Consider the following 12571-nt stretch of genomic DNA (forward strand, 5'->3'; position numbering starts at 1 on the left):
TTTATACTTTTTCGTTTTTCAGCAGGTCGTTAATTTTATCTACCATATCTAACAGGGCGTGTGCGTGGTTCTGAGTGACTGCCCCGCCTTCTGTATCAATCGAAGACATTTGGATGATAGTGACACCTGTGTCCTTGTTGCTGTAGAAGATCTGGCCACCGTAACCCATGTGTGCGAATCCGCCTTCGCCATTGAACACCATTTGGTGGCTGTATTTCCAATCAGACTCTGTACCAAACTGGTAGTTCGTTGCTTCTGAATCACCGTCGACCACATTTGCTATATAGCCTTTTGGAAGAATTCGCTTGCCGTTTATCGCGACACCGTCATTACCAATCGTTGAATAGATCTTCGCTGCGTCTCGCGCAGTAAAAGCAAGGTAACCCGATGCGTGGCCAAAGCCAGTTTGATCATTCAAGCCAATACCGTTGTGCTCAGCACCAACATGCTTATATAGGTAGTAGCTCACCGCCGAGTTGTAGTTCATTCCGGTGACCTCTTCAACAACCCAGCCCAGTACAGATGTCACTGCCGAGTTGTAGTGCGTCATATTACGTGGGTTGTTATGCGGGTCGTCAGATTTCAAGTCAGCCAAGAATCCGCGTGCGCCTCGTGGGTCTTTTTCACAGCCTTCACCCCAACACTCTGCAATGAAAATACGCTGACCTTCTGAGTTCGGATCTTGATAGTCTTCACTAAAGTGCATTGGGACGTCCATATTCAACGCTTGATGCACAGTCACACCATCAAACGCGCTACCTAACTCAGGAATGATGTCTTTGATCTTAGTTTTGAGTTTCAACTTACCTTCTTCAATTAAGTTCATGATCACCATAGCAACCATAGTTTTACTAGAGCTCATCATCGTGTGTTGATCGTCTGGGCCTAATTGACGTGGATAGGCTTCAAACACAATTTTGCCATCTTTCATGACCAACAATGCATCTGCACGTGTGTGGTACATGTAATCAGAAAGGTTGAGCTCTGGTAAATCACTCCACGGTTTGATGCGGAAGTCTTTAAGTAGCTCTTCGCCATTCTCAACGGTTTCTAACTCGACAGGCGCACCAAGCCTTTACTGATATACGCTGGATATGGGTGCACCTTATCAAAGTTCGCGTAGGTGTAATGTCTGTTCTCTGGGTTGTCCCATTGTGCTGTCGTAATCGACTCTGCGTCGTAGTTAAGTACCGGCTGAGAAGCAGGTGCATCCTGTAATGGACCTGCTACTGAATCTGGGCCTAAGTTATCCGCGCTTACAGAAAGACTACAAGTTAGTGCTAATGCCATTGCTAATACTGTCTTTTTCATAATGTTCTCTCCACTATTGAGTGATTTAATCTGTACTACTGAGTTGATGGGGTTATATTAAGTCGTGAACGATTACGAAATCTGAAAAGGACAATTAGGTCTTTTCATTAAATGGAATGGAGACACATCATGGCTGAGTTTGAAACACAAGGCTTTGAATTTTATGGAGAGTCTGAACAAGTTTTTCGGATGATGCTCATAGAAAGAATTGAAACCTTCATGGCACACGGAAAACTCAGCAAAAACACGTTAGCTGAAAAAGCTCATATTGCGAAAACGGCCTTTTATCAAAAGATGGATCGTGAAGCGACAAGTCAGTTCACTGTGATCGATCTTTTTCGCATTGCCAAAGTACTGGATGTTTCCATACTGCAATTAATGCCTGTTGATGAGATAGACCGTAAGCACGGTGGACAACTTCCAATTCCAGCTAGCTCTCTTCATTTTCTCGATCAAATGCTAGCAGCTCCTAAAGAAGAAATAGAATTAATGAGCAAACTTTACAACGTCTACTGTGAGCACAAAGACGAAAATAAGTCAGATTAATTAAGCTATTAACGCGAGCCTCATTGACTTACTTTTCTCTATCTATGCTGGGTACTTTTTCTACCTCCTAGCATCTATTCGTTCTCTCTATAGCTCCTACATTGTTGCTAATTCGACCTTTGAGTATGGTGCGGGTAACCACCCTCCACATCCATCAGAGGTCCATTATGTTTAAGATCTTTATTAACCGACCCAAGCTCGCCATTGTTCTTTCCATTTTTATATCCATAGCTGGCGTACTGTCTGCGCTTCAATCCCCGATGGGGCGATACCCAGACGTCGCTCCGCTGACGATTGCTGTAGACACATGGATGGATGGTGCGACAGCAGAAGTACTCACCAAGACAGTTGCACCTGAAATAGAAAAGCAGGTGAATGGCGTAGCGGGTATGCAGTACATGAAGTCCACCTCTAGTGCTGATGGCACCTATTCTTTGGAGATTGTGTTTGAGAATGGAACCGACGCTGATAATGCGGTGACATTAGTACAGAACAGGGTGAATCTCGCATTACCAGAACTGCCTGGTGATGTCATGCGAAATGGTGTGAAAGTAGAAAAGCTATCTAACGGTATGTTAATTGGCCTTTCAATCCAAGACCCTAACGGACAAGCCACCGACACAGAGATCAGTTCATTCGCAGGCGGTGAATTTAAAGAGGCGCTGCAACGTATTTCTGGTGTGTCAAAAGTGGATGTTTTAGGTGAGAAAAAATACGCAATGCGTATATGGTTAGATCCTAACAAAATGCGCCAATTTTCCGTTGATGTTGATGCCATTCAGCAAGCTATCGCGACTCAAAACAAGATCAGCCCTGCGGGTTCGTTGGTCGGTGACTTGCTTGAGTATCCTTTGACTGTCGATGGCGGCCTTACCACTCAAGAGCAGTTTGAAAACATCGTTGTTCGCGGTGGTGCTTTGCAGAGAAAAGTCTTCCTCAAAGATGTAGCAAAAATTGAATTAGGCGCAGAGGTTTATACTGCGAATGCATACTCAGGAGTGAACGATGGCTCGGTGGTATTCATTTATAAAACGCCAGATGCGAATGCGGTTGAGGTTGGCTCAGCGGTCGCAGAGCTATTGAAAGAGTTACCGACTGAGTATCAAATTGAGTATGTCTATGACGCGACAAGCTTTGTTCACGGTGCGATCGATAACGTATTAGAAACCTTGTTACTTGCCGTTTTGATCGTAGGCTCGGTGACACTGATCTTCATGCAATCGCTCCGTTTAACCATGATTACTGTCACTGCCATTCCTGTTTCTCTGATTGGTACCTTCACTTTCATGTACGCTTTGGGTATCGACATCAATATCATTTCTATGTTGGGCTTGGTCATGGCCATCGGTATTGTGGTTGATGCTGCCATCATTGTGATTGAAGCAGCAGAGCACGAGTTCCATAACAGCCCTAAAATCACAGTAAAAGAGGCGGTCGAATTGGCTCTTGATAAAGTTGTCGCACCGATCATCGCATCCGCTTTGGTACTCCTTTCTGTGTTTGCTCCTACGATCTTTATGAGTGGCATGACAGGTATTATTTACAGTGAGTTTGGCATCGTGCTGAGTGTTTCAGTGCTAGTGTCAACGGTTGTTGCTCTGAGTCTAACCCCAGCGCTTTGCGCTCTATTTATGAAGCCGCCGAAGAAAGGCAAATTGGCTCAAAGCGTCGAGAAGGTGATCGGCTACAAGATTTCTTCATTCACATTCTTAACCAAATGCTTTGTTCGCTTCCCTCTTATCTCGTTACTTCTATTGGGCGGTGGTGTTTGGTTGGCTGTTGAGCAGGGACAAGAGTTACCTCAAGGTATGTTGCCAGCAGAAGATACCAGTGCCGTGTTTGTGGTGGGTGGATTCGAGCCGGGTACCGCACTAAAAGTGACAGATCGTTATACCCTAGCCGCCGTTGAGGAGCTGCAAAAGATCGATGGAGTGAAAAACTCGATTGCAGCTTCTGGCTTCAACCTTCTCAATGGTAACGCGGATATGAGCAGCTTCTTGATTCTGCTTAACCTAGATTCCATTGATGAGCGTGAACTATCCGATGAAGAGATCACCGATAAAGCCAATGAAGTGCTTCAAGAGATGGAGGTCGAAGGTTTTGCGTTCAAGCCGCCAGTGATCCCTGAACTTGGCATGGTTGATGGTGTGAACATTGTTCTGGTTGATCAAAAAGGGCGTTCTCCTGAAGAGTTGAACCAAGATACTCAAACGATCTTGTCAAAGTTGAATGAGATGGAATCGGTATCCGTTGCGATGACACAGTTCGCTGTGAACAAACCTTCTGTCAAGCTAAACATTGACCGTAAGCGTATGCTGGAATATGGCATTAGCTACGCAGATTTAGTTGATGGTATGCAAGCTCACTTTGGTGGTCAGTATGTGAACACGTTCAACCTCAACGGTAGAAACTACAAGGTGATAATGCAAAACAGCCCAGAACATAGATTGAATGAAAAAGCACTGAACAATGTCTACATCAACTATGGAAATGGTCAAAGTCGCCCTGCTAATGAGCTGTTCTCAATCGAAGAAGTGAAGGTGCCGAACTTTATCAACCGATACAATGCGATGCAGTCGGTATCGATTGATGTTCTACCATCAAGCTCAACTGGCGCGGTGATTGCGGACTTGCAAGCGCTCGACCTTCCAGAAGGTTACTCGATTGAGTTCACTGGCACTGCCAAAGAGGAGATCGAGGCAGGCAGCCAAGCGGTGGTTATCCTCGCTCTAGCGTTGCTAATTACTTACTTAGTGCTTGCCGGACAATATGAGAGCTGGTTAATTCCGGCAGCAATCATGGCAATGGTCCCAACGGCGGTAATCGGCATTATCGGAGGAGTATCATTGCTTGGAGCTGAGGTGACGATATTCACTCAACTTTCGGCCGTACTCCTAGTCGGCATGGCGGTTCGAAATGCAATCTTGATTGTCGAGTACGCCAAAGAACTGCGTGAAGTTCAAGGCTTACCATTGAAGACCGCAGCCGTTGAAGCAATGCGCTTGCGTGCAAGAGCAGTATTTATGACTGCGTTCTCTTTCGCGGTAGGTCTGGTTCCATTGATGATGGCAGATGCAATTGGTAGCGGAGCACAACAAGCACTCGGCTGGGCATCGTTTGGCGGTATTGTTACCGCGACTTTCCTCGGGTGTATTGCTGCATGTATCTTCTTTGTGGTCTTCCAACTGATTCGAGAGCGTTTTAAATCACCACAGCTAGAGGTTTGTCCACAGTAATACCAACTTGTAAAAGCAACATGAACGCCTCCTGATACTCAGCCTAGTTTTCGAACTAGGCTGAGTTGTTTTATGAGTAGCTGAATGGGCCTATCAAACACACTTTTGGACAGAAACGTTTTATAGATTTTACTAAATTAGTAAATTACGGATAACTACAAGTAAGGAAAACCCCTGTGCTTGGTGCACAGTATTGATGAATAGTTATCACCGGTAGTTACCTTCTATATTTCTTAAATCGAACTAATTCTTTGGTCACATGCTCGAAGAAAGCTGTTAATACAACATTATCTTTCTTGTCACGATACAAAGCACATAAGTGGGCCGGTAGCTTTTCTCTGAGCTTGATAAAATGTACATTGCTCCAACGGTGATAGCTAAAACTGGTTGGAACGATAGACACCAGATTACTACTCGCTACAATCGAAACGAGAGTATTCGGTTCATACACTTCTTGAAAAATATTGATATAGTGTCCATGCGTTAAAAAAGTATCGACGATCAACTTTGACGATGCCGAATCTTGTCTTTGCATAAAGATAAATTGCTCATCTTTTAACTCTTCAATAGAGATCATCTTTCTGTCTTTGAAAGCATGATTGTTCGCGACCACTACGCACATTTCATCATCCACCATCTTTTCTGCGTTAAGCGGCGCGGTATTGATGGTGTCAGCAAATCGAACTAACCCAATATCGATCTTATGTTTACATAGGCTCGATTTCTGTTCCTCTGGCGTCATCTCAAAGATCTGAAAACCGAAATCAGGGTAAGCATCTTTAAAGCTTCTCAAGGCATCACCTAACCCTGCCCAAAAGAAAGAACTGATCAACCCAACATTCAACGATTTGTTTTCATTCCTACCTTGTTCAATCACCTTACGAACCGAAGTATCCAACACTCTGAAAATGGTTTGGCACTCTTCAAACAGTAATTGCCCCGTATTGGTTAGCTCGACAGTTCTTGTATCGCGGATAAACAGAGGGCTGCCAATGATTCGTTCCAGTTCTTTGATTTGTGCACTTAATGGCGAGTTGGAGATGTGAAGTTTTTTTGCCGCATTACCGAAATGCTTGTCTGTCGCGACTTGGTAAAAGTAGCGAAGCATCTTGAGAGTGATCTTTGATGAGTGATCTAGCATGGTTACCTCTGTGATCTTTATCACGTAAAGTGCACGATATGACGACTCTCTGATTCCGAAAACTAGTTGAGACGTCACAAAATTTAATCCATTGTTTAATAAGAACATTTATGTAAACAATAACAAACTGTTTGCTTAATAGCCTAAAATATCAAGTTTTGATGAGTTTATAATGGTTACATTATCCTGACAAACAGCATAATAAGTATTTATTTTGAGATATACCAGATGAAGTGAGTTCTAGATACTGCAACCAAGTAAGTAATCTTCAACAGGCGTTAATCATGGATATTTCATCAAACAATAAAGGTGTATTGGTCACAGGCTCTTACAACCTTGATATTGTCTCTCGAGTGGCATCATTTCCTCAAAAAGGAGAGACGGTTCGCGTCTTATCTAAAAAGTTTCTTTCTGGTGGTAAAGGCGCGAACCAAGCAACAGCATGTCGAAGAGTGACAGAAAATACTCACTTCTTTGCCAAAATTGGTCGTGATGATTTTGCCAAGCGAGCTAAGCAGCATTTGGAGGAGCAGCAGTTTGCTTCTCTCACGTTAGCCGAAACATACCATTCATCGACAGGTGTTGCGCTTATCACGGTTTCTGAACGTGAGAAAGACAACAACATTGTGTTGGATCTGGGTGCGAACCTGAAGGTAAGCGATGCAGATATTCAGGAAATCACCCCTCAAATTGAACAAGCATCCGTTGTGCTGGTACAGCTAGAAAACAATATTGAAGCGGTTTCCGCTGTGCTCCGTAAAGCGAAGGCACAGGCTAAAACCACGATTTTAAACCCTGCGCCTTACCATGATCAGGTCCACACCTTGCTATCACTGGTGGACGTTATTACCCCGAACGAAACCGAGGCTTCTGATCTAAGCGGCATTGCAATTCGTGATATTGAGACTGCCGAACAAGCGGCTTGTGTCATCCATCGTATGGGTGCTGCCAATGTCATTATTACTTTGGGAGGCAATGGCTGCCTTGCTTATGATGGCAGTGAATTTAAACGCTTTTTGGCATACCCAGCAGATGTTGTGGACACAAGTGGGGCAGGTGATGCGTTTAATGGTTCATTAGCAGCATTTTTATCACTTGGTAAAACCTTCTCGGAATCGATTAACTTCGCGACAGCCTTTGCATCGTGCTCTGTAGAGAATGAAGGCGCGGCAAACATGCCATCAATGGCTCAAGTTGAAGCTAAGTTAGCGACGGTAAGGAAGTAAAGATGCGCAACATTATTATTGATACCGACATCGGTGATGATGCAGACGATATTCTGGCACTAGGTCTAGCGCTATCGACCGATCAGCTAAACCTTATTGGCGTTACAACGGTATTCAAGAACACCCGACTAAGAGCAAAGATGGCAAAAAGTGTTCTTCAGTTAGCGAGTCGTGAAAACATCCCTGTGTATGCAGGGTGTGAGCATCGCATTAATGGCGAAGAAAACGACAACGAAGAGATCCCTTGCCAATACCAAGGGAAAATGGACAGTCAGTTGATTGAAACCGAGCATGCCGTTGACTTTATGGCTCACGCACTAATGCAGGAGAATCTCACGATTGTTGCGATAGGGCCGCTAACCAACGTTGCAACTCTTATCAAGGAGCATCCAGAGTTAATTAAAAATATTGATGAATTGGTTCTAATGGGTGGCTGTTATTATCGACACGTCAATGAGTGGAATATTATTTGCGACCCTGAAGCCGCCGATATTGTCTTTAACTCTGGCATTAATATTCGCGCTGTTGGTCTGGATGTTACAACCAAATGTCATTTCGATGGTGACTATCTTTCTCAGGCTCAAGATAACGCCAATACAGAGTTGAAGCAAATTCTAATTGAAAGCTGTGACGCTTGGTTTAATAAAACCGGATTCACTCCAATACTGCACGACCCTCTTACAGTATTTTCTCTTCTAGAAGAGAGTGATATTGAATATAACCAAGAAAAAGTTCGCGTTGAATTAAAGGGGCAGCACACCACAGGCATGACGGTGTGTACTGAAGACGGAATTTGGGGAAGAAAAACGAAAAACCCAAATTGCTTGGTTGCTAAAAATTTAAATTATTCACAGTTCGTTGAGTTTTTCCTAAATAGCGTGTTTCTAAAATAAAATATGAGGTCATTATGGCTATAAATAGAATGTCGGTCTTGGAGAAGATAGGCTTTGGTTCTGGTGATTCTGCAATCAACCTATCTATGATATCGGCGGGTATGCTGATTTATGCGTTTCACGTTCAAATTGTTGGTCTAACACCTGTTGATGCAGGTTGGCTACTTTTATTGGTTCGCATCATTGATGCGGTGACAGACCCTGCGATGGGCTGGGTAACCAATCGCTATAAGTCTCGTTGGGGACACTACCGTCATTGGATTGGTTTCGCTGCGATTCCAATGGGTATCTCAATGTACTTGATGTTCACCACAGTTGGTGATACTTACCAAGCGAAGCTATTGTGGGCATATGGCACGTATATCTTTAATACGTTGATGTTCACTATGGTTACCATCCCTTATATATCAATGATTGGTGTTGTTACTGACAACCCAGACGAGCGTATTACGGCGAACTCATGGCGTTTTACAATGGCGAAGACAGCAACACTACTATGTACGTCATTAGTGCCATTCTGGGTGACATCACAAGCGGATCAAGTGCAAGGCTATGCGACCTCCTTCGCTATTCTTGGTGCAATTGGTACAGCATGTCTATTGTTTTGTGCGTTCACAACTCGTGAGCACATTGATATTGAACCAAACAAAGTACCAGTTGTTGAGCAGCTAAAAAGTCTAGTGAAAAATGACCAATGGATCGTTCTTTGTTCAGCGTGTATCACGCTTATGCTTGCCTTCTTGGTGCGTGGCAACATCGCCTTTATCTATGGCACAGAATACGCAGGCGCAAGTTTTGGCGTTCAGATCTCTGTCTTCCTAGGCATGTGGTCGGTGGGTGGCATTCTTGCTGCCATCGTATCAAAAAAGCTAACCAAACGTTTTTGTAAGATTCAGGTGTTCCGCGTATCAATGTACGCATCCGCACTGATGGGTCTCTCAATCTACTTCTTGGTAGGGCAAGGTGAGTTTGTTGCGGCTGTTATTTGTTACTTCCTCTACTGCTTCTTAACAGACCTTAATACCCCAATCTTCTGGGCAATGATTTCTGAAGTGAGCGATTATGGTAAGAAGAAAACAGGCATTGATTCATCAGGTATTTCGATGGGAGCAATCTCATTCTGTCAGAAATTAGGTATGGGTCTTTCAGGTATTGTGACGGGTTACACTCTTCAATACTTTGGTTATTCATCGGAAGTTGAGAAAACACCAGAAGTATTAGCGGGCTTATCATTATCGCTTTCTGTCGCACCAGCAATCTTCTTCTTAATTACTGGCCTCATTATGCGAAAATATATCATCACAACTAATTACTACAACAAGATGATGGGTAAACCTGTAGATAAAAAAGATATTTCAGAAGCTCATCAAGAAATTACCGAATCAAATTATTAACCTAACTTTCTCACTAAATAAAAAACCTTAGTGAGCCAATAAAATATCAACAACAAAGACAAGAGACACTAGAATGAATAAAATATTGCCTCTATCTATGCTTGCAGCAAGCATGCTAATCCCTACTATTTCGATGGCGGAAGTAGCATTAGAAAATGAAGACGTGTTAGATAGTAACCCGGTATATTTGGAATTTTATACTCGCTATGAAGAAGAGCGTAATGTTGGTCTTCAAGGGCTTACTGGATGGATTACATTCTCAGATTTTTATGAAATTGAGTTTGGCGCTGAAGTAAATACCGACGGTTACTATGAATATAACTTGGGTAAATTTATTCCACTGACCGATAAGGCTTGGCTTCATACCTATGTCGGCTATACACAGTGGAACTATCGTTTATCTCTTCGCGGAGGATACAATTTTGATAATGGCTTAATGGTGAATGCGCGCGTTCGTCCTGAGTTCGGCTACGACGATTGGATCGGTATCGATGAAAGTGGCAATGAAGTTAACTACGGCACTAACCTGTCTGTTCGTACCGATCTATTTATTGGTTACAACTCCGATCGCTATGAGTTCTTCTACAACCGAGTTGATAACTTTGAAACAGATAAGGAAATTGCCGACACATTCCGTAATGGCACTCATATGGCGACAGACCACGAATTCCGTGTGACTTACACTGCAAATAAATGGCGACCATACTTCCAAACGACAGTCATGAAAGACGGTTTTTTTAATGGCACATCCTACGAAGACGATCTTCGTTGGCAAGTTGCTTTGCCTTACCTATGAACATTTGAAGAATTTCACTTTCAACATCTGATTATTAGAAGAAAACACCAAAGCCATTAGCGGCAGTCATTGTAAATGACTGCCGCGTTGATCGCATTTTTCTGTCTATGAACTTTATTGTAATTTTTTCTCATTTTTCCCTACTACTCTGCGCTGTAGGGAAACAATACCTAGCAAGTTACAAGTTATTAGAAAAAGTAGGTCAAACCCACATCCGCAAAGTTAAACGGATAAGAGTGCTAGCTTAAAAAAGGGCAAATTCTCGACAGAAGTGCTATCGATTGGTTTGAGCGCATTGATTTTTGGGGAAGCGGAGGAGCTTTGTTACGCTAATGAGGTGCAGAGCATTTCGTAAATGAGATCTGCTCGAACTGCATGAGTGTCAGAACGAACTGTTTTGCACTGAATATGGAATTGGAAACATCCGGTCATAAGCCAAGTTAAATCCCCAAGCATAGAACAGAGCGTAAACGACAAAGCCAATATCTAGGATGAACGCATCAATCAACGACAGACCCAGGCTCCAAGCTAAGATAGGGATCGTTATCAGGATCAAACCAAGCTCAAATAGCAGAGCATGGTTCAAGCGTTGACGCTTAGATTTTTGACAGTGTCCTTGAGTTTCAATCAAATACACATAGAACGCGTAGTTAAAGGCCATGTTCCACAACATCGCCAGCACAGACAGCGCCAACGCGACCAAACCAACCGTACTTTTATCTTGACTCATAAATAGGCTGCTAATTGGAACTAAGGTGCCTAACAACCCTAATTCAAAGAATAGCGTATGTCTGATGCGATCAAAATGAGTGCGGCCAATGGCTTGCTGATTCATGTCTTAACCCTCTTTTGTTTTGTTCTGTTTCGGCAATTATTAAGCTCAGATAGAAATAGATACAGTTAGAATCTATTGTCATTATGAATAGATAAGAAGATTCAATATTAGAGAGATATATCATTAGAACAATGTATCTAAAAGAGTAATAGAACCTATTTTGGGAATCTCGAACAACCCACGTAAATTTGACCACCTAGCCAGAGGAACTGGCGGTAAACATAGGGAGATCATTTAATATTCGAGGTAATCAAAATGAAAAAACTTATTCTAGCATCAACACTAGCCATTATTTCTGCATCATCATTCGCAGCGGATGACCACTCAGGTTTTCGCGTTGGCGCAGGTCTTGGTACGGACATTGGCAAATATCAACTTAAGAACCTAGGTGACAGCGGAAAGTTAAGCGCTGACCCTTCAGTGACGATTGAAGCGGGTTACGACTTCAACGAAATCTTTGCAGTAAACGTTAAAGGTTCAAGCATGGGTTTCACTGACTATGGTAAAAGCCGCAAAGGCAAAAGCGAGGGGACTGCCTACGAGCTAGCGGTGGAAGCAGAAGCAGGTTACACCTTTGACATTGATGGCCGAGTAGCCATCAAACCATACGTAGCCGTAGGCGCAGTAGGTTTCGACAAAGATACAAGTAATGTCTTTTTCGAAGAAGATAAAAGTGCAGTACGTGGCCGCGGTGCATTGGGCGCTCGTATGACACTGGACAGCGGTGTCTACATCGATGGCCGTATCCAAGCCACTGATTACACGACGAAAGGTGAAAAGTTTAGCGGTAAAGGCGACGAAATGCTCACTCAAGGCATGATTTCAGTCGGCTATAAGTTCTAAGAGACAAAAATTAAATAGAGTTAGAGGTAGTCGAGGCGATTACCTCATCCGCCCCCAAAAGGGGGCTTTTTTGTGCCTAAATTTCGACAAATTCGCTTCCTTCGGTTCAAAAATCGACAAGAAATCACTTTCAAAGGAACAAAAAACATTACACCCACACATATAACGGGGAGAACGATTATAACAAACACCACACTGATTGTGACAACCCTCCATATCTGCGCTATACCGATTTTCTATCCTACCCAATCAAACTTAGACACAAATACATTAGAACATCGAATAAATCAGACAAGTCAATCATTGACCGAACTACCATATCGACTACCTATCAGTTCTAACAATAGAAC

General features: G+C 43.1%; 11 protein-coding genes. 7 read left to right on the forward strand and 4 right to left on the reverse strand.

All coding sequences use genetic code 11. The features are described from left to right. Position 1 precedes the first annotated feature (1 nt). The gene (locus UA76_RS03915) at positions 2–931 is read right to left on the reverse strand and encodes a serine hydrolase domain-containing protein (RefSeq protein WP_238322174.1); all 930 of its coding nucleotides are present in this window, start codon (positions 929–931) and stop codon (positions 2–4) included. Between the two features lie 119 nt (positions 932–1050). Further along, positions 1051–1311, reverse strand: coding sequence for a hypothetical protein (locus tag UA76_RS24410; RefSeq protein WP_238322175.1), 261 nt, complete (start codon positions 1309–1311; stop codon positions 1051–1053). A gap of 129 nt (positions 1312–1440) precedes the next feature. Between UA76_RS24410 and UA76_RS03920 the strand changes: the two genes are divergently transcribed. Beyond that, positions 1441–1857, forward strand: coding sequence for a hypothetical protein (locus UA76_RS03920; protein ID WP_047043258.1), 417 nt, complete (start codon positions 1441–1443; stop codon positions 1855–1857). 167 nt (positions 1858–2024) lie between these two features. Beyond that, on the forward strand, positions 2025–5093 hold the full coding sequence (locus UA76_RS03925; RefSeq protein ID WP_047043260.1) for an efflux RND transporter permease subunit: 3069 nt from the start codon (positions 2025–2027) through the stop codon (positions 5091–5093). A gap of 217 nt (positions 5094–5310) precedes the next feature. On the opposite strand, the gene UA76_RS03930 is transcribed toward UA76_RS03925, so the two are convergent. Next, positions 5311–6312, reverse strand: a complete 1002-nt coding sequence (locus UA76_RS03930) for a LysR family transcriptional regulator (protein WP_238322176.1) — start codon at positions 6310–6312, stop codon at positions 5311–5313. A gap of 206 nt (positions 6313–6518) precedes the next feature. Between UA76_RS03930 and UA76_RS03935 the strand changes: the two genes are divergently transcribed. The 4 genes from UA76_RS03935 (at position 6519) to UA76_RS03950 (ending at position 10543) form a co-directional block, all read left to right on the forward strand. Beyond that, a complete protein-coding gene (locus tag UA76_RS03935) occupies positions 6519–7460 on the forward strand; it encodes a ribokinase (RefSeq protein WP_052771942.1) in 942 nt (313 codons plus the stop codon). 2 nt (positions 7461–7462) lie between these two features. Further along, complete coding sequence (locus tag UA76_RS03940) at positions 7463–8353, forward strand: nucleoside hydrolase (RefSeq protein ID WP_047043270.1); 891 nt, start codon at positions 7463–7465, stop codon at positions 8351–8353. Between the two features lie 14 nt (positions 8354–8367). Beyond that, complete coding sequence (locus tag UA76_RS03945) at positions 8368–9747, forward strand: MFS transporter (RefSeq protein WP_047043276.1); 1380 nt, start codon at positions 8368–8370, stop codon at positions 9745–9747. Positions 9748–9820: 73 nt separating this feature from the next. Beyond that, complete coding sequence (locus UA76_RS03950; RefSeq protein ID WP_047043278.1) at positions 9821–10543, forward strand: oligogalacturonate-specific porin KdgM family protein; 723 nt, start codon at positions 9821–9823, stop codon at positions 10541–10543. A 382-nt stretch (positions 10544–10925) separates the two neighbouring features. Here the strand turns inward: UA76_RS03950 and UA76_RS03955 are convergent, their stop codons facing one another. After that, the gene (locus tag UA76_RS03955; protein WP_047043279.1) at positions 10926–11378 is read right to left on the reverse strand and encodes a PACE efflux transporter; all 453 of its coding nucleotides are present in this window, start codon (positions 11376–11378) and stop codon (positions 10926–10928) included. 255 nt (positions 11379–11633) lie between these two features. Here UA76_RS03955 and UA76_RS03960 point away from each other — a divergent pair, with 255 nt between their 5' ends. Then, positions 11634–12221: a porin family protein gene (locus tag UA76_RS03960; protein WP_047043282.1), complete on the forward strand. Its 588-nt coding sequence runs from the start codon at positions 11634–11636 to the stop codon at positions 12219–12221. Positions 12222–12571: the final 350 nt, after the last annotated feature.

It is taken from the genome of Vibrio mexicanus (assembly GCF_001012815.1).
Lineage (GTDB): Bacteria > Pseudomonadota > Gammaproteobacteria > Enterobacterales > Vibrionaceae > Vibrio > Vibrio mexicanus.